The following is an 18706-nucleotide window of genomic DNA, read 5'->3' as shown; positions in this document are numbered from 1 at the left end:
CTTATTTTATAGTATCCTACACCTCATTTTATGAAAAAAATGCTAAGTAAAATTATCCCCAAAGTTTATGGTGCATATTTTAATGTGCTTTCTGTGTTTTCTAAAAAGAAAGCTGCAAAAAAAGCATTTTATCTTTTTTGTACGCCTAGAAAAGGAAAAGTGCTACCCTTTCAGTCAGAATTTTTAAATAAAGCAAAAAAAGAGGTTGTACATAGTAATAATATAGATTTACAGGTGTACGAGTGGACTGGCGAAAAAGAAACTATTTTACTTTTACACGGCTGGGAAAGTAATGTGTTTAGGTGGCGTAATTTAATTTCTTTTTTAAAAGAAGAAGGGTATAATATTATTGCTTTTGATGCGCCTGCACATGGTAACTCTAAAGGGCAAGTATTACATGTGCCCATTTATACAGAAGTAACACAAACTCTAATTACCAAATACCAACCAAAGCATATTATAGGACATAGTGTTGGTGGTATGACAACCTTGTACAATAATTACAAATACAGTAACCCTAGTGTAGATAAACTTGTAATTCTTGGTGCGCCATCAGAATTTTATACTATTTTGCTTAACTACCAAAATATGCTTAAGTTTAATAATAAGGTCTTTAATGAGTTAAAGAAATTTATAATAGAGCAATTTGGTTTTAAGGCTGAAGATTTTTCTATATCGGAATATGTAAAAAAGAATAAAAAGAAGGGTTTACTTGTGCATGATAAGTTAGATTTTATTGCACCTTGTTCCGACTCAGAGTTAGTACATAAAAATTGGACTAACAGTAAATTAATAACAACTAAAGGTTACGGACATTCACTACACCAAGATGAGGTTAGTAATGCAGTAATATCATTTTTAAAAGAAGATTAAAAATACAACTATGAAATATCCAATAGCACCTTTTCATATCGCAATTCCTGTTCATAATTTAGAGGAGTGTAGAACATTTTACAAAGACGTAATAGGTTGCCCAGAAGGAAGAAGTAGTGACCATTGGGTAGATTTTAACTTATTTGGTCATCAGTTAGTAATACATTACAAAGAGAAAACTACAGCAGAAGATTTACACACCAATTCTGTAGATGGTAAAAATGTACCAGTACCGCATTATGGTGTTGTATTGCCTTGGGAAACTTTTGAGACCTTTTCTAAAGAATTAAAAGATAAGGGAGTTAATTTTGTAATAGAACCTTATGTTAGGTTTAAAGGAGAAGTAGGAGAGCAAGCAACTATGTTTTTTTTAGATCCTGCAGGTAATGCTTTAGAGTTTAAAGCGTTTAAAGATGTACACCAATTGTTTGCTAAGTAGTGCAGTTTTTGATTATCTGCCTCCATTAGCTTTTAAGTCTGCTATACACTCAGCATCTAAAGTAGGTAATCCGTTTTTACTTGCAATAAGCATTTTTTTCATTCCGGCTCCAAACTCTAATTCGGCGTTCATCAAACAGTTGTCTACATTACAGTGGTTACTGCCTATAATTTCTCCGTCATCATTTGTAGCTTCGCCTTCATGCGGATGAACCATTTCTGACCCTAAATTAACCAAGCCTATTAAGTGGCCAAGCTCATGTTGTAATGTTGCTGTTTCTATAGATTTTTCAGATACTAAAGCACTTTTAGCAGCTAAATCTTTAATTGTAGACTCATATATGATCATAGATGTGTTGCGGTAAACAGCACCAAGTGTAACAGAGTTTTTTTCTACGTCATCATTGTTAGACGGTGCATCTGCAAAATAAATATAAATAGCTAAAGTATCATCAGAGTTGTAAACAGTTCTGTTTTCGGTTTCTAATTTTGCTACTTCTTCAATTGTTAAATCTTCTTCATTAGGAGAGGAAACCTGCTTATAAGTAACAGTTATTTCATCTTTAAAACTAATATCATTTATAAAATCAGAAAATGCAGATAAGGATTCTTCGTTGGGTCTAAAACCTTCAACGTAAGCAATTTCTAATGCTAGTTTAGAGAATTTTGTATTAGATAAAATATCATTAGCAGAATCTCCAGAGCCTTGTAAGTTGGCTGTTTTACTTCCTCCTTTTTCCGATGAATCAGAATCATCTGTGCTAGAACAACCAATTAAAAATAAAGTAGCAAGTAATAAAACGCTAAAATTCTTCATAAACCTCTTTCTTTTTTATAACTAACAATTGATTGTCACAAAACCCTACTATTTAACGTAAAAAGTAGCTGCTCTATTGCTTTGCAAGTGTAAGTTTAGCTAAATAGTCGTAATGTTCGCCTTCAACTATCAACTCACAATTAAAGCCATTTAAAATTGCAGCACGTTGCAGTGTATTATAATCTAAATAAAGCCAAGGAAAAGAATCGCTTTTTTGTTGCTTATATTGCATAACATAATCTACTTCACCGTAATATTCTTTTCCCGGAGGAATCCAATAACCTCCATCTTCATCCTCATCAAACATATAAATAATGTCGCTAGAATCTAGTAGTAACTGTCCGTCTGCATTTAAAAGAGATTTTAAATGTTGTAAATAGTCACCTAGTTTGTTAAGGTTGCCAACAATTCCAATACCGTTCATTAAAAGTAAAAGTGTGTCAAAAGTAACGTCTTTATACTCTAGTATTTTAGCGTTAACAGTTTTGGTTACACCTCTTTTTTTGCAAGTTTCAATAGCTCCTTTAGATGAGTCTAATGCAGTAACAGCTATATTTTTTTCTTGTAAATACAAGCTATGGCTTCCGGCTCCACAACCAATATCTAAAACTTTTCCTTTGCTTAGTTGTAGTGCTTTTTGCTCTATAATTGGCATTTCTGTATAGTCTCTAAAAAGATATGGCACAGGAATTGTATCATCTTCAGAAATAGATGAAAGCGTAACAATGTCTTCTTTGTAAGTTTTGTTAAGATAATCTAACATTGCAGCACCAAAAATATCGCTTCCCATTTTATTTGTATTTTAGCCAACAAAAGTGGCATTTTTTAACAACATTAGAAAGTATTTTATATGAAACAACTTGGTATAGCATTGGTTTTAGTTCTTTTTTTTGCAACAAATGGTATTGCACAAACAAAAAAGGACACTAGTTTAATTAATACGTATTTAAAAGCAAATGGTTCTGCTGCACAGTATGAGTATGCATACGACCAATTGCTAACAATGTTATATAAAAATCATCCTAAAACAACAGCAAATACAGATGCTTATAAATACTTAAACGATAATAAAAGTAAAGCAGTAGATGAAATTTTAGATTCTTTAGGTGTTGTTTATACAAAACATTTTACAAAGGAAGACATTAATGAAATGTTAGGGTTTTATAGAGGCGAGGCTGCAAAGCAAATGCTTAAAGACAGAACAAAAATGACTGAAGAGCAAAAGCAACAGTTAAATGCTTACTACAACTCTGAAGTTGGTAAAAAAATAATATCTAAGCAGCAAGTACTTAGCCAAGAAATTGGTGCGGCGTCTGAAGCTTGGAGTAGAGATTTGTATGAAACAGCTATGAGCTTGTTAAAATGATGGAAGAAATTTTAAAAGAACTGCCTAAAAAGGCGAAAGAAAAACAAACTGAAAACAAGAAGTTTTTTACCAAATTAAAAAAGAAGCCACCCAAGAATTTAGATTACGTAATGCAAGAGTTACACGAAGATGAGTTTGAAAAAACTGATTGTTTAACGTGTGCCAACTGCTGTAAAACAACAGGACCATTATTTACAAATGCAGATGTAGAGCGTATAGCAAAATCTTTTAGGCAAAAACCACAGCAGTTTATAAAAAACTATTTACGTGTAGATGATGAAAACGATTATGTTCTGCAAAGTGTGCCTTGTACCTTTTTAGGTGAAGATAATTATTGTTCTATTTATGATGTAAGGCCAAAGGCGTGTAGAGAGTTTCCGCATACAGATCGTAAAAAGTTTCAGCAGATAAGTAATTTAACAATGAAAAATGTAGCTATTTGTCCGGCTGCTTACAACATTGTTGAAGAAATGAAAAAGAGAATTAAAGTATAGTATTTCTATTTTTATATACAAACCGTTAACCAAAAAGTTAACGGTTTTTTTTATATTTAGAAGATGGAAAGTATTATTACATATTTTGAAACCATACCGTCTGCACATAGGAGTTTAATTTTAATTGGCGGTATAACGTTTTTTTGGCTTTTAGAAGGCGTTTTACCACTACAACGTATTACGTATAAAAAATGGCGACATGCATTGCCTAATTTATTTTTTACGTTTACTACTATTGTAATTAACTTTTTACTCGCTTTTTTATTACTAAAAACTAGTGACTGGACAGTTGTACATAATTTTGGAATAATAAACTGGCTACCACAAATGCCGCTATGGTTGTATGTGACAATAGGTGTTATGCTATTAGATTTTTTTGGAGCTTACCTGGCTCATTTTACAGAGCATAAAGTAAAGCCTTTATGGATGGTGCATTTGGTTCATCATACAGACCATAATGTAGATACAACTACAGCAAACAGGCATCATCCATTAGAGAGTGTTATACGCTTTGTGTTTACTTTGGCTGGTGTTTTTATAGTTGGGGCACCTATGGGAGTGGTTATGTTATACCAGTCTTTATCTTTGGTAGCAACCCAATTTGGACACGCAAATATTAAATTACCTAAAAAAGTAGATGAGGTTATAAGTTATTTTTTAGTGTCTCCAGATATGCACAAAGTACACCACCATTATGTGTTACCTTACACAGACTCTAACTACGGAAATATTTTCTCGGTATGGGATAGGTTGTTTGGTACGTTTATGAAACTAGATCGTGATAGTATTGTGTACGGTGTAGACACTTTTCCTGATGAGGTAGAAAATACAAGTATAAAAGGGTTGCTAAAACAACCTTTTCATAAGTACAGAAAACCGACAACAGAAGTTTAGTTATACATAAGATATTTTGATCTTATTTTTTTAAACTCTTCAATAGCTGGTTGCCACGTTTTTTTAATTTCAGCTTCAGACATACCTTCTACTATCTGTTTTTGTAACTTACTTGTACCAGCGTGTTTTGTAAAACCACTTGTTAAAAACACTTTGCTTTTATCTGTACTGTTTGTGTATGCATCAATAATCCATTTTAATGTCATACTATTCATTCTTTCTATGCTAGACAAATCGTTACCATAACAAATTTTTCCTTTGTGTTTTGGGTATTTAGAACCAAAGTTTGGTTGTGGTGTGTATGTAAAACTATATTTTGTGCTGTCTAAAAAAGGTGCTCCATAACGCTGAAACTGAAATTCTGTACCACGACCAGCGTTAATATCCATTCCCTCAAACAACCCTAAACTTGGGTATAATGTAATTGCGGTATTGTTTGGCAAGTTAGGAGAAGGTCTAATAGGTAAGTTGTAATCGCTGTTATGCTCATAATTATCAAGTTTTACCACAGTTAAATCTGTTTTTTTATCACCATTTAACCAGCCTTCTTCATTTATCATTGTTGCATATTCTGCAATAGTCATTCCGTATACTAACGGAATATTTGTCATTCCTAAAAAACCTCTATGTTCAGTTTCCATAGTTGGTCCGTCTACATAATGTCCGTTTGGGTTTGGCCTGTCTAGCACAACAACTTTAATATTGTTTTCTGCACAAGCTTCCATTACCAGCTGCAATGTAGCTATGTAAGTGTAAAAACGCACACCAACATCTTGTATATCAAAAAGCACCACATCAATATCTTTTAATTGTGCGTTATTTGGCTTTCTATTTTTACCGTATAATGATATTAAAGGCAAACCAGTTTTAGTGTCTACACCATCTTTTACGTGTTCACCAGCATCAACCTTACCTCTAAAACCGTGTTCTGGAGCAAAAACTTTTTTAATATCTACATTTAGTGTTTGTAGAGAGTCTACTATATGGGTATACGTATCATCAGTCTTAAATATAACACTGGTTTGGTTGGCAACAATAGCAACTTTTTTACCTTTTAATAACGGCAAATAGTCGTTAGTTTTATTAGCCGCAACTACAATTTTTTTAGGAGTAATAGCTTTTGCTTTTTCTTCTATATTGGCTGTAAAATTAGCTTTTGGGGCGTTTCCGCACGCAGAAAGTATTAAAAACCATAATAAAACTGTACTTTTGAAACCGGATAAAATAGACATAAATTGAACTTAGAATTTTTTATTACTAAACGCCTAATTAAAGGTAAGGAGAATAAAAGTAGTATATCTGCTCCAATTATAAAAATTGCCATTGTAGCAATTGCGTTGAGCGTTATTATGATGCTTTTTGCTATTGCCACAGGAGAAGGACTTAAAGAGAAGGTAAGAGAAAAAGTTGCTGCTTTTAATGGTCACATTCAAATTTTTAATTACGATAATAATACGTCAGATGTTTCTGTTGTGCCAGTATCCATAAATCAAGAGTTTTACCCAGAGTTTAAAAATGTAGATGGCATTACACACGTGCAAGCTATTGCCAATAAGGGAGGTATAATTATTACAGATGATACTTTTGAAGGTGTAATAGCCAAAGGAGTTGGTAAAGATTATAATTGGGATGTTTTTAGAGAGTACTTGGTTGCTGGTAAATTACCTAATTATAAAGATAAATTAAATGAAGAAGTTTTGGTTTCTTCTTTAATTGCAAATAGGTTAAATTTAAAGGTAGGTGATACTTTTTCTACTTTTTTCTTAAAAGATAATAATCCGTCACAAACACCAAACCGAAGAAACTTTACTATTGTTGGTTTGTATGATAGCGGTTTTGAAGAATTTGATGGTACGTATGTTTTTGTAGACATACGCCATATACAACGTATTAATAAATGGAACAAAGACCAAGTAGGTAGTTTTGAAGTCTTTTTAAATAGTTTTGATGCTATAGACCAAAAAAGTAAAGAAATTTACGGTACTACGGTTTCTACATTAGATTCTAGCAATATAAAAGATAAATACCGTAGCATTTTTGAGTGGATTGGCTTGTTTGATTTTAATGTGACGCTTATTATAGGAATAATGATAATTGTTGGTGGTATTAATATGATTACTGCACTTTTAGTTTTAATTCTAGAGCGTACCCAAATGATAGGCATTTTAAAAGCCCTTGGTGCTGCAAATTGGAGTGTGCGTAAAGTGTTTTTATACAATGCCGTTTACCTAATTGCAATTGGCCTTTTTTGGGGTAATTTAATAGGCCTGGGCTTATTGTGGTTACAAGACAAGTTTAAATTTTTAAAATTTGCAGATCCAAAAGAATATTACATAGAGTATATACCTGTGCATATAAGTTTTGTAACAGTACTGGTGTTAAACATAGGTGTAATGCTGCTTTGCTTGCTTATGTTGTTACTACCATCATACATAATTACAAGAATAAGCCCTGTTAAGTCTATTAAGTTTGAGTAGGCTAACAACTTACATAATCTAACAATAACAACAGGTTTAGTTATTTTTCTATATCATTAATTTATCTTTGCACTTAAATAGAAATTATTTAAATGAATTACGCAGAGAATATTTTAGAGACTATTGGTAATACACCATTGGTTAAATTAAATAAACTAACAGAAGAATTACCTTGTTTGGTATTGTCTAAATACGAAACTTTTAACCCTGGAAATTCTGTAAAAGATCGTATGGCTTTACAGATGATTGAAGATGCAGAAGCAGACGGAAGATTAAAACCAGGCGGAACTATTATTGAAGGTACTTCTGGTAATACAGGAATGGGCTTGGCATTGGCGGCTATTATAAAAGGATACAAATGTATTTTTGTAATGGCAGACAAACAGTCTAAAGAAAAAGTAGATATATTAAAAGCTGTAGGAGCAGAGGTTGTTGTTTGTCCTACTGCAGTAGAACCAGACGATCCAAGATCATACTACTCAGTTTCTAAAAGACTAGGAGAAGAAACACCTAACTCTTGGTATGTAAACCAATACGATAACCCGTCTAACGCTAAAGCACACTTTTTAAGTACTGGTCCAGAAATTTGGGAACAGACAGAAGGCAAAATAACACACTTTGTTGTTGGTGTTGGTACAGGTGGTACTATATCTGGTGTTGGTAAATACTTAAAGTCTAAAAATCCTGATGTAAAAGTTTGGGGAGTAGATACCTATGGTTCTGTATTTAAAAAATATCATGAGACAGGTGAGTTTGATGAAAACGAGATTTACCCATACATAACAGAGGGTATTGGTGAAGATATTTTACCTAAGAATGTTGACTTTAGTATTATTGATGGTTTTACAAAAGTAACCGATAAAGATGCTGCTGTTTATACACAACGCTTGGCTAAAGAAGAAGGTATGTTTTTAGGAAACAGCGCTGGTGCAGCCATAAAAGGTGTATTGCAGTTAAAAGAACATTTTACAAAAGACGATGTAGTTGTGGTTCTTTTTCACGACCACGGAAGTAGGTATGTGGGTAAAATGTTTAATGATGATTGGATGAGAGAACAAAATTTTATCGAATAAAAATAAAGCCTATGCAGAGTGAAAAAGACAAAATGCTTTCTGGTAAACCATATTCGCCTTATGATAAACAATTGGCTAAAGATCGGTTTAAAGCAAAGGAAATTGTTTTTAAATTTAACACTCGCTCTCCACTAGAAGAAAAAGAAAAAAAGCAAGATATAATTCAGCTTTTAAATAAAACACCTAAGCGGTTCTATATAGAGCCGCCTTTTAGGTGCGATTATGGTTATAACATAGAAATTGGTGCTAACTTTTTTTCTAACTATAACCTTGTTATACTAGACTGTGCCAAGGTAACTATAGGAGACAATGTAATGTTGGGGCCTAACGTAGCATTGTATACCGCAGCCCACCCAATACACCATAGCATTAGAAATAGATTGTATGAGCACGCTTTGCCAATAACTATTGGCAATAATGTTTGGATTGGTGGTAACGTGGTTATTAATCCAGGGGTAACCATTGGAGATAATACGGTTATTGGTTCTGGTAGCGTTGTTACCAAAGATATTACAAGTAATGTAGTAGCCGTAGGAAATCCTTGTGTGGTTAAAAGACAAATTACCCAAGAAGATAAAGTCTATTTTGATATAAAATAGTAACTTGTGTGTTATAATTTTTTAGCATGATAATACTAGAATTAGCAAACCAAATTGTTAAGATTGATAAAGGTGAACTTGTAAATTACCTTGTAGATAAGGTTGAATATATACACCAAAAAGGAGATCCAGGATGGCGTAATGCAGACACAGAAATGTTTCCGCTTATTGGCCCAACTGCAGAAGCAGGTTTTAAGGTTTGGACACCAAAAGGTGATGCTATACAAGACCAACACGGTTTGTTAAGAGAGTTAACTTATACGTTGTTAAGTGCAGATAGTACTACTGCAGTTTTTCAAAAGGAATACAAGGCAAATAATAAAGTAGCTAATTCTAAATACCCAAATAAATCTACCGTAAGTGAATTGTACTGGCCGTATGATTTTAAATTTCAAAAAAAGTTTGAATTAACTACCACAGGTGTAGAAATTACTTTTTTAATTACTGCAGAAGAAGGTATGCCGTATATGTTAGGCTATCACCCAGCTTTTAAAACAGAAAGTAACGTTACAGAAGTTAGTTACGGAGAAAATGCTAAAGCTACTGTAAAAGACATTAAAGCTGCAGGTAGTGTAGCTTATCCTTTAAGAGATATCACTAAGGCAGAATTACAAAATACAAATGCCATTACTATAGAAACCCAAGGTTTTAAAGAGTTAATGTTATGGACAGAGGTAGATACTATGTTGTGTGTAGAGCCTATTACATTTTACCCTTATGATGTTGCCCAAGACAAATTGTTTAAAGGATATAGCAATATGGGCAAATTGCCAGCAGAATATAAAGTGTTTTTAAAGCCTAGTAGTTTGTAATTTAATAAGATGTTTTTGACCCAATTTTATTTTTTTTATTGCTACTATTAACAATAATAGTAAATTTGTTTAATGCAGAATTTCTTTCCCATACTTGCGTGGCTTAAAACCTATAAAAAAGGAGATTTTATAAAAGATTTACTAGCTGGTTTTACAGTTGGTATTATTTTAATTCCTCAGGGTATGGCGTATGCTATGATTGCGGGTTTACCACCCGTATATGGTTTGTATGCAGCTTTGTTTCCTACTTTTATGTATGTGTTTTTAGGTACATCTAGGCAATTGGCTGTTGGTCCTGTTGCTATGGATTCTTTACTTGTAGCTGCTGGGTTAGGAGCATTATCACTTGCTACTACAGAAGACTATATTGCTATGGCAATTGTACTTGCTTTTTTGGTTGGTGCTACTCAGTTTCTCCTAGGACTTTTTAGAATGGGGTTTTTGGTTAATTTTATGTCTAAACCTGTAATTAGTGGCTTTACTTCTGGTGCGGCAATTATAATAATGTTTAGTCAGCTTAAACACTTACTTGGTGCAAATATAGAGGGCAGTAGCAAATTTATACAGTTACTAAAAAATGTATTTTCTAAAATAGGAGAAACCAATATGTACGACTTTGCAATTGGTTTGGTGGGCATAATTTTAATAGTAGTATTTAAAAAGGTAAATAAAAAATTACCCACAATTTTATTTGTGGTAGTGCTAGGTATATTGTCTGTGTACTTTTTTAAGTTAGATCAGTATGGAGTAAAAATAGTAGGTGCTATTCCAGATGGTTTACCTTCTTTTGGAGTACCAAACATAACTATTAAAAATATATTAGATATTTGGCCAATTGCAGTAACATTAGCATTTGTTGGGTATTTAGAAGCTATATCTATAGGTAAGGCGCTAGAAGAAAAAAGTGGTGAAGAAACCATAAATCCAAATCAGGAATTAAAGGCTATTGGATCTGCTAATATGGTAGGGTCTTTTTTTAGTTCTTTTCCTGTTACAGCAAGTTTTTCTAGGTCTGCTATAAATTATGAAGCTGGTGCAAAAACAAATTTAGCATCTTTATTTAGTGTTATAATGGTGGTGGTAGTATTACTCTTTTTAACGCCATTATTTTTCTATCTACCTAAAGCAATATTAGCGTCTATAATAATGGTTTCTGTATTTGGATTAATAGATGTAGCTTATCCTAAAGAATTATGGAAACACCGTAAAGATGAACTATTAGTTTTACTAGCCACATTTATTTGTACTGTTTTTATAGGTATAAAAGAAGGTATATTAGTAGGTGTTTTATTTTCTTTATTGTTAATGGTGTACAGAACATCTAAACCACATTTTGCCGTGTTAGGTAATGTAAAAGACTCAGATTATTACAAAAATGTAAGCAGGTTTGGATCAGAAGTTATTACAAGAGAAGATTTATTAATTGTTAGGTTTGATGCGCAATTGTATTTTGGTAACTCTAGTTTTTTTAAGTCAGAATTATACAAGCATATAGAAAAGAAAGGACCTGCTCTAAAAGGTGTAATTTTAAATGCAGAAGCTATTAATTATATAGATTCTAGTGCTGCACAAATGTTAGAAAAAGTAATAAGAGAAATTCACGAAAAAAACATACAGTTTTATGTAGCTGGTGCTATTGGCCCTGCAAGAGATATTATTTTTACAAGCGGAATTATAACGGAGCTGCATAGAGAGTTTTTATTTGTAAAAACTTCCGAAGCGGTTACTTATTTTGATGAACCCAAGGAAATATCAATATTAAGAGCTAAGGTAGCACACCAAAAAAACTTTAACTGATAAATATCAGTATCTAAAAAAAATAATTAACGTAGTTTTACGCGTTTACAAAATTGAAAATGATTATGAATATAGAACAAATTTATACAGGATGCTTGGCACAGGGCGCCTATTATATAGAGAGTAACGGTGAGGTTGCAATTATAGATCCTTTAAGAGAAATAGATCCTTATATTAAAAGAGCAACAGCAGACAATGCAACTATAAAGTATATTTTTGAAACTCATTTTCATGCAGATTTTGTTAGTGGGCACGTTTCTTTATCTAAAGCAACAGGCGCACCAATAGTTTTTGGACCTAATGCTGTTACTGGGTTTGACGCTCTTATAGCTAAAGATTTACAAGAGTTTAAAGTTGGTAATGTAACTATAGTAGTGTTGCATACACCAGGACATACAATGGAGAGTACTACGTATTTACTACGTGATGAAAACGGTAAAGATCATGCTATTTTTTCTGGAGATACGTTGTTTTTAGGCGATGTTGGTAGACCAGATTTAGCACAAAAGGCAGGTGAAATTACAGAAAAAGATTTAGCTGGCTTTTTGTTTGATAGCTTACGCACTAAAATTATGCCTTTAGCAGATGATGTTATTGTATACCCAGCTCACGGTGCAGGTTCTGCTTGTGGTAAAAATATGATGAAGGAAACTGTTGATACGTTGGGCAACCAAAAAGGTATGAACTATGCGTTACGTGCAGATATGACCAAAGAAGAATTTATTAAAGAGGTAACAGATGGTTTAGCACCACCTCCAAAATACTTTCCGCTTAATGTAAAAATGAATAAAGAAGGGTATGATGATATAGCTGTTGTACAAGAAAGAGGTACAAGACCATTATCACCAGACGAGTTAGAGGTTGTAGCTAATGAAACTAGTGCAATTGTTTTAGATGTTAGGCACCAAAATGAATATGTAAAGGAACACATACCAAGATCTATTTTTATTGGTCTTAACGGTAGTTTTGCTCCTTGGGTTGGTGCTTTAATTGCAGATGTTAAACAGCCTATTGTTTTGGTTGTACCAGAAGGTTTAGAAAAAGAAGCAATTACACGTTTATCTCGTGTTGGTTTTGATAATACTATAGGCTTTTTAAAAGGAGGTATAGAAGCTTGGAAAGCGGCAGGTAAAGAAATAGATAGTTTACGTTCTATATCTGCAGATGAAGCTAAAGTAGAAATTAAAGAAAAAAGTGCTGAGGTTTTTGATGTTCGTAAAGTAGGCGAGTACCAGTCAGAGCATTTAGTAGATGCTAAAAGCACACCACTTAGTATGTTAAATAGTCACTTGGCAGAGTTTCCTAAAGAAACACCTTTTTACATACACTGTGCAGGTGGTTACAGATCTGTAATTGCTGCATCTATTTTAAAAAGCAGAGGAATTCATAACTTGGTAGATATTGCTGGTGGTTTTGCTGCTATGCGTAATGCAGATATGAATATTACAAAATACGTTTGTCCGTCTACATTATAGTAGTACAATAACATAATTTACAAAAGGTTAAAACAGTTTGGTACTTTCCAAGTTGTTTTAGCCTTTTTTGTTTTTATTAGTTGCTACGTCATAATTGCCCCAAAAGTATCTGTTAGTCGAAAAAAAATAGCGTAGTTAAAGTGTTTTAAATACATTGTACAGTATATTAACAACAACCAAACAAACTATTAAATGAAAACTACCGAGAAAATACCTGTTGTAACCAAAAAAATGTTGCTTCCGTTTATTTTAATTACTTCTTTGTTTGCCTTGTGGGGTTTTGCAAATGCAGTTACAGATCCTATGGTTTCTGCGTTTAAAAAAGTGTTAGAGTTAAGTAATACGCAAGCATCTATGGTGCAAATGGCTTTTTATGGTGGTTACTTTTGTATGGCATTGCCAGCAGCAATGTTTATGCGTAAATACTCATATAAAGTAGGGGTGTTAATTGGTTTGGGGTTGTTTGCAACAGGAGCATTATTGTTTTACCCGGCAGCAGTAACAGAGCAGTTTTGGTTTTTTTGTTTGGGCTTGTATATTTTAACTTTTGGTTTGGCTTTTTTAGAAACAGCTGCAAACCCATATGCATTAGCAATGGGAGCCAAGGAAACAGCTACACAGCGTTTAAATTTAGCACAAGCATTTAATCCTGTTGGTTTAATTGCAGGTATTTTAATAGCTAAGTTTTTTGTTGCCGAAAAATTACAGTCAGACGATTTTGATAATTTTGCAGCATTAGACTCCGTAAAAAAAGCAGCCATAACAGCATCAGATTTAGCTGTAATTAGAGATCCGTATGTAATTTTAGGACTAGTTTTAATTGGCTTTTTTATCTTGTTTTTGGTTAGTAAAATGCCCCAAAATAGTACAGAAGGTACAATGCCAAGTATAAAAGATACATTTAAAGACTTAGCTAAAAATAAAAAATATGCATTGGGTGTTTTAGCGCAAATACTATACGTAGGTGCACAAATTATGTGTTGGACGTATATTTATCAATACGTAGAAGGTTTGGTAAACACTGGTGTTTTTAAAGGAAGTTACATAACCATATTTGGAACAGAAATTTTAAAAGACGGATTCTATTATCAAATTATAGCTTTTTTACTTTTTGTAGTTGGTAGAGCTATTGGTACAGCAATGTTGCGTTTTATGAGTGCAGGTAAACTACTATCTGGCTTTGCAGTATTGGCAATTGCATTTGTTTTAGGTACTATTTTTATAGATGGTATGTTTGGTTTGTATAGCTTAGTAGGTATATCATTTTGTTTGTCTTTAATGTTCCCAACAATTTATGGTATTGCTTTAGAAGGTTTAACAGAAGACCAGTCTAAAGTTGGTTCTGCAGGTTTAATTATGGCAATTGTAGGTGGTGCTTTAATGCCACCTTTACAGGGTTTAATTATAGATATGGGAGGTACAGGAGTATCAGATACTACAATAGCTGGTGTGTCAGAAATTAATTTCTCTTTTGTACTACCATTAATATGCTTTGTCTACATAGCTTGGTATGGGTATTTAGTGTACAAAAAGCACGAAAATAAAGTGGCAACAACAATTTAATTACACAAACATTTTTAGTGATGTTGTAAATTTAAAGTTACATATAAAGTAATGTTTCTCTTTTATTTGTAATTTGGGTTTTAAATAATTAGCATTTAAACTATGATAGTATTGGTTGGTGGTTACACAGAAAAAATGTCTGAAACCCTAATAGGTAAAAGTAAAGGTATTTACATTTTAAATTGGAATGAAGACGAAGGAACTACTACCCAAATAGGGCACTTACCACTAAAAAATCCTAGTTATTTTGCGTACAATACTAAAAATGATTGTTTGTATGTTATTGAAGAAATAGCTTATGAAGATACTCCAAAACTAAAAGTATTTAAACACAACGGTAATGGTAGTTATACCAATATAGATGAAAAATACATTCACGGTGCATATCCTTGCCATATAGCCATATCACCAAACGGTAAAGAGGTTGCTGTTGCCAATTACGGTACAGGAAACGCAGAGATCTATGCTATACAAAAAAATGGTTTTGTACAAAACGCTCAAATTTTACAACATACCGGTAAAGGTGTAAATCCAGGCAGGCAAGAAGGACCGCACGCGCATATGTGTTTGTATCATAAAAACAGAATGTATGTAACAGATTTAGGGTTAGATGCTGTTAAAACCTATGAAAAAGGAAGCAATACTGGTTTTATGAACAGAGCTAATTTAGACTTTAAAGTAGCAGCTGGTAGTGGAGCAAGACATTGTGTTTTTCATCCTAAAAAAGATTTTGTGTATGTATTAACCGAAATGTTTGGTACTGTAAGTGTGTTTTCTACCAAGGACAGTAGTTTGTTGCAAACCATAAAATTATTGCCAGAATCGTTTACAGATTTACCAGGTGCGGCAGCCATCAGAATAACAGATAACGGAAAATTTTTATACGCATCAGAAAGAACCACTAGTCAAATTATTGTTTTTAAAATTGATAAAAAAACAGGAGAATTAACACTGGTAGAGCGTGTAGATGCAGGCGGAAAAGTACCAAGAGATTTTAACTTATCTCCGTCTGAAAAATGGTTGTTGGTAGCAGGGCAAAGTTCTGACGATGTTACTGTTTTTAAACGTAATGAGGATTTAGGAACCCTATCACTATCACACAAAATAAAAGAACTAAATACACCTACTTGCGTACTTTGGCATAAGGCTTAGTTAAAAGTTGTTTTTTTGTAGTATGACATTTGTCATAGTTGTTGCTTAAAATAGCCAGTATTTTTACCCTAAAATACGCTATATACATGTGCAATTTAGTTCAGAAATACAATATTCCAGGTCCAAGATATACTAGTTACCCAACAGTTCCGTATTGGGATATAAATACGTTCTCTGGTAAGGAGTGGGAGAACACTTTAATTAAATCTTTTAAAGAAAGTAACGCTACAGAGGGTATAAGTTTATACATACACTTGCCTTTTTGTGAAAGCCTTTGTACGTTTTGTGGTTGTCATAAGCGTATTACCAAACGTCATGAAGTAGAAACGCCTTATATACAAGCAGTGTTAAAAGAATGGCAGTTGTATTGTGCTATGTTACCAGAAAAGCCAATTGTAAAAGAATTGCATTTGGGTGGTGGTACACCAACATTTTTTACTCCAGAAAATTTACAAGCACTTATAAAAGGTATTTTTAGAAAAGCAGACAAAGCGGCGGAGTACGAGTTTAGTTTTGAAGGACACCCAAACAACACTACAAAAGAACATTTACAAGCATTATATAACGTAGGTTTTAGACGTGTAAGTTATGGCGTGCAAGATTATAACAGTACGGTACAAAAAGCAATAAACAGAGTACAGTCTTTTGAGAATGTAAAAAATGTAACAGAGTGGGCTAGAGAAATTGGGTATACCTCTATTGGGCACGATATTATTTTTGGATTGCCACACCAAACATTAGAACACGTAGAAGAAACCATTTTAAAAACAAAAGAGTTGTTACCAGACAGGTTGGCTTTTTACAGTTACGCACACGTGCCGTGGTTAAAAGGTAACGGGCAACGTGGTTATAGAGATGAAGATTTACCAACTGCTACAGAAAAAAGAGAACAGTATGAAAAAGGAAAAGACTTACTTGCCAAAGTAGGGTATAAGGAAATTGGTATGGACCACTTTGCTTTAAAAACCGATAGCTTATATGCTTCTATGGAAAACAATAATTTACATAGAAATTTTATGGGCTATACAGCATCTAAAACCCAAGTAATGATAGGTTTGGGTGTATCTAGTATTAGCGATAGCTGGTATAGTTTTGCTCAAAATGTAAAAAGTTTAGAAGAATACAATCATTTAGTATTTAATAATATAATTCCTATTTATAGAGGGCATATTTTAACACAAGAAGATCGTGTAATTAGAAAACATATTTTAAATTTGATGTGTAGGCTAGAGACTTCTTGGAGTACTAATGATGAAGAATTTGAGCTGTTACCAAGTACTTTAAAAAAATTAGAAGAAATGGAACATGATGGTCTTATAGAAATTTCTGCTACAAAACTTACGGTATTAGATAAGGGTAGACCCTTTATTAGAAATATATGTATGGCTTTTGATGTTTTAATGCATAAAAAAGCGCCCCAAACAAGACTATTTTCAATGACAATATAATTATAACCTATAAATGTAAACTATGAAAAAAATTATTGTACCAGTAGACTTTTCAGATCAATCTAGTTATGCGCTAGAAGTAGCAGCATCTTTAGCTAAAACGCATAGTGCAGAAATTATTATTTTGCATATGCTAGAGCTTAACTCTGTTATGATTTCTTCTGAAGGTATGCCGCAAGAGCAAGTTGTATTTTTACTAAAGTTAACAGAAAAAAGGTTAAACGAGTTTTTAGACAAGCCATTTTTAAAAGATATAACCGTAACACCTATTATAAAACATTACAAGGTTTTTAGTGAGGTTAATGAGGTTGCAGAAGACCACAAGGCAGATTTAATAGTTATGGGGTCTCACGGAGTAGATGGTTTAGAAGAAATTTTTATAGGTAGCAACACAGAACGTGTGGTACGTAATGCAAACATACCTGTATTAATTATAAAAGAGCAGATAAAAGATTTTGATGTACAGTCTATAGTATACGCATCTAATTTTGAGGTAGAAGGTGTTAAAGCTTTTCATAAAGTAAAAGCCTTTGCAGATCTTTTAAAAGCACAGGTTAATTATGTTTATATAAACACACCAGGAGATAACTTTTTAAGTACAGAAGATACATATACAAGAATAGCAGAGTTTATATCTACAGCCAACGCAGCAGTAGAAGTAGAAATTTATAATGACTATACGGTAGAAAAAGGAATTCTTAATTACAGCAGTACTACCAACGCAGATTTAATTGCAATGGCAACACATGGCAGAAAAGGATTATCTCACTTTTTTATGGGCAGTATAGGAGAAGATATTGCCAACCACGCAAGTGTACCCGTAGTTACATTTAAAATATAAGCATAAAAAAGCAGGTTGTAAAAAACCTGCTTTTTCAATTTTTAACCAATCATTAACCACTAATCATTGTTTCTTCTTATTGCTATTCATTAAAAAACCTACAACTATTGCAACTAGTATAACACATACTAAAGCAAAAATGGCAATCATTATTTTACCATTATTTAAGTTTGATAATATTATAGATAAATTCATAGTCTGGTGTTGTATTTAAGTTTAATACTGTAAAGGTATTAGCTATGTACAAATTATAATATGATATTTATCAGGTTACAAAAAAAGTACAACTTAAATAGCTGTACTAGTACTAAATACTGCTATTAGTAATAGTATAAGTATAATAGTTACAATTGCAAAAGCGGCAATAGTTATTTTGTTGTTTTGAAAAAAGTAATTACTTGTTTTCTTCTCTTTATCCTTAATAAACTTAATATCTTCTTCTCCTTGTTTTACATCTTTCTTCATTGTTCTTGTTTTTTGTTTGTACACAATTATACAAGATTTTAGAGTCAATTATTAGCGCTAATCATTTAAAAAATAGCGCAAAAGCTTTGTATTAAATGAGTTAAGTTTTTGTTTAATTACGT

General features: G+C 32.7%; 19 protein-coding genes. 15 read left to right on the top strand and 4 right to left on the bottom strand.

The window, feature by feature from the left end:
• Window positions 1-30: 30 nt before the first annotated feature.
• Together Q4487_RS05405 and Q4487_RS05400 are read left to right on the top strand one after the other, a co-directional pair.
• Window positions 31-873 (top strand): alpha/beta fold hydrolase, encoded by an 843-nt coding sequence (locus tag Q4487_RS05405; protein ID WP_303541038.1) that lies wholly within the window; start codon window positions 31-33, stop codon window positions 871-873.
• Window positions 874-883: 10 nt separating this feature from the next.
• Window positions 884-1312, top strand: a complete 429-nt coding sequence (locus tag Q4487_RS05400) for a VOC family protein (RefSeq protein ID WP_100896691.1) — start codon at window positions 884-886, stop codon at window positions 1310-1312.
• Window positions 1313-1324: 12 nt separating this feature from the next.
• Here the strand turns inward: Q4487_RS05400 and Q4487_RS05395 are convergent, their stop codons facing one another.
• Window positions 1325-2128 carry a hypothetical protein gene (locus Q4487_RS05395; protein WP_303541041.1) on the bottom strand — a complete coding sequence of 268 codons (804 nt, stop codon included), beginning with the start codon at window positions 2126-2128 and terminating at the stop codon, window positions 1325-1327.
• 73 nt (window positions 2129-2201) lie between these two features.
• Window positions 2202-2918, bottom strand: a complete 717-nt coding sequence (locus Q4487_RS05390; RefSeq protein WP_303541042.1) for a bifunctional 2-polyprenyl-6-hydroxyphenol methylase/3-demethylubiquinol 3-O-methyltransferase UbiG — start codon at window positions 2916-2918, stop codon at window positions 2202-2204.
• 60 nt (window positions 2919-2978) lie between these two features.
• Between Q4487_RS05390 and Q4487_RS05385 the strand changes: the two genes are divergently transcribed.
• The 3 genes from Q4487_RS05385 to Q4487_RS05375 all read left to right on the top strand — a co-directional run bounded on the left by Q4487_RS05385 (window position 2979) and on the right by Q4487_RS05375 (window position 4882).
• Window positions 2979-3494: a DUF2059 domain-containing protein gene (locus Q4487_RS05385; RefSeq protein WP_303541043.1), complete on the top strand. Its 516-nt coding sequence runs from the start codon at window positions 2979-2981 to the stop codon at window positions 3492-3494.
• Complete coding sequence (locus Q4487_RS05380) at window positions 3494-3988, top strand: YkgJ family cysteine cluster protein (protein WP_303541300.1); 495 nt, start codon at window positions 3494-3496, stop codon at window positions 3986-3988. The genes Q4487_RS05385 and Q4487_RS05380 overlap by 1 nt, the downstream gene beginning before the upstream one ends.
• A 63-nt stretch (window positions 3989-4051) precedes the next feature.
• The gene (locus Q4487_RS05375; protein WP_303541044.1) at window positions 4052-4882 is read left to right on the top strand and encodes a sterol desaturase family protein; all 831 of its coding nucleotides are present in this window, start codon (window positions 4052-4054) and stop codon (window positions 4880-4882) included.
• Here the strand turns inward: Q4487_RS05375 and Q4487_RS05370 are convergent.
• Complete coding sequence (locus Q4487_RS05370) at window positions 4879-6114, bottom strand: DUF1343 domain-containing protein (RefSeq protein ID WP_303541045.1); 1236 nt, start codon at window positions 6112-6114, stop codon at window positions 4879-4881. The two genes, Q4487_RS05375 and Q4487_RS05370, sit on opposite strands and share 4 nt — an antisense overlap.
• Before the next feature lie 3 nt (window positions 6115-6117).
• On the opposite strand from Q4487_RS05370, the gene Q4487_RS05365 reads away from it, so the two are divergent.
• The 10 genes from Q4487_RS05365 to Q4487_RS05320 all read left to right on the top strand — a co-directional run bounded on the left by Q4487_RS05365 (window position 6118) and on the right by Q4487_RS05320 (window position 18119).
• Window positions 6118-7359, top strand: a complete 1242-nt coding sequence (locus Q4487_RS05365; protein WP_303541065.1) for an ABC transporter permease — start codon at window positions 6118-6120, stop codon at window positions 7357-7359.
• Between the two features lie 92 nt (window positions 7360-7451).
• Window positions 7452-8432 carry a PLP-dependent cysteine synthase family protein gene (locus Q4487_RS05360; protein WP_303541067.1) on the top strand — a complete coding sequence of 327 codons (981 nt, stop codon included), beginning with the start codon at window positions 7452-7454 and terminating at the stop codon, window positions 8430-8432.
• A gap of 11 nt (window positions 8433-8443) precedes the next feature.
• Complete coding sequence (locus tag Q4487_RS05355) at window positions 8444-9031, top strand: sugar O-acetyltransferase (RefSeq protein WP_303541069.1); 588 nt, start codon at window positions 8444-8446, stop codon at window positions 9029-9031.
• Window positions 9032-9057: 26 nt separating this feature from the next.
• Window positions 9058-9843, top strand: coding sequence for an aldose 1-epimerase (locus Q4487_RS05350; protein ID WP_303541071.1), 786 nt, complete (start codon window positions 9058-9060; stop codon window positions 9841-9843).
• A gap of 72 nt (window positions 9844-9915) precedes the next feature.
• Window positions 9916-11640, top strand: a complete 1725-nt coding sequence (locus Q4487_RS05345; RefSeq protein WP_303541073.1) for a SulP family inorganic anion transporter — start codon at window positions 9916-9918, stop codon at window positions 11638-11640.
• A gap of 65 nt (window positions 11641-11705) precedes the next feature.
• Window positions 11706-13115, top strand: a complete 1410-nt coding sequence (locus Q4487_RS05340; protein WP_303541075.1) for a rhodanese-like domain-containing protein — start codon at window positions 11706-11708, stop codon at window positions 13113-13115.
• Between the two features lie 192 nt (window positions 13116-13307).
• On the top strand, window positions 13308-14678 hold the full coding sequence (gene fucP / locus Q4487_RS05335) for an L-fucose:H+ symporter permease (protein ID WP_303541077.1): 1371 nt from the start codon (window positions 13308-13310) through the stop codon (window positions 14676-14678).
• Between the two features lie 102 nt (window positions 14679-14780).
• Window positions 14781-15830: a lactonase family protein gene (locus Q4487_RS05330; RefSeq protein WP_303541079.1), complete on the top strand. Its 1050-nt coding sequence runs from the start codon at window positions 14781-14783 to the stop codon at window positions 15828-15830.
• An 86-nt stretch (window positions 15831-15916) separates the two neighbouring features.
• Window positions 15917-17278 carry an oxygen-independent coproporphyrinogen III oxidase gene (hemN, locus tag Q4487_RS05325; RefSeq protein WP_303541081.1) on the top strand — a complete coding sequence of 454 codons (1362 nt, stop codon included), beginning with the start codon at window positions 15917-15919 and terminating at the stop codon, window positions 17276-17278.
• Between the two features lie 22 nt (window positions 17279-17300).
• Window positions 17301-18119: a universal stress protein gene (locus tag Q4487_RS05320; protein ID WP_100896675.1), complete on the top strand. Its 819-nt coding sequence runs from the start codon at window positions 17301-17303 to the stop codon at window positions 18117-18119.
• A gap of 288 nt (window positions 18120-18407) precedes the next feature.
• Here the strand turns inward: Q4487_RS05320 and Q4487_RS05315 are convergent, their stop codons facing one another.
• Window positions 18408-18584, bottom strand: a complete 177-nt coding sequence (locus tag Q4487_RS05315) for a hypothetical protein (RefSeq protein ID WP_157811150.1) — start codon at window positions 18582-18584, stop codon at window positions 18408-18410.
• Between the last annotated feature and the right edge of the window lie 122 nt (window positions 18585-18706).

The sequence above is a fragment of the Cellulophaga sp. 3_MG-2023 genome (genome assembly GCF_030546975.1).
Lineage (GTDB): Bacteria > Bacteroidota > Bacteroidia > Flavobacteriales > Flavobacteriaceae > Cellulophaga.
The sequence above is the reverse complement of the archived record's forward strand: the minus strand, read 5'-3'. Positions and strand labels throughout refer to the sequence as shown.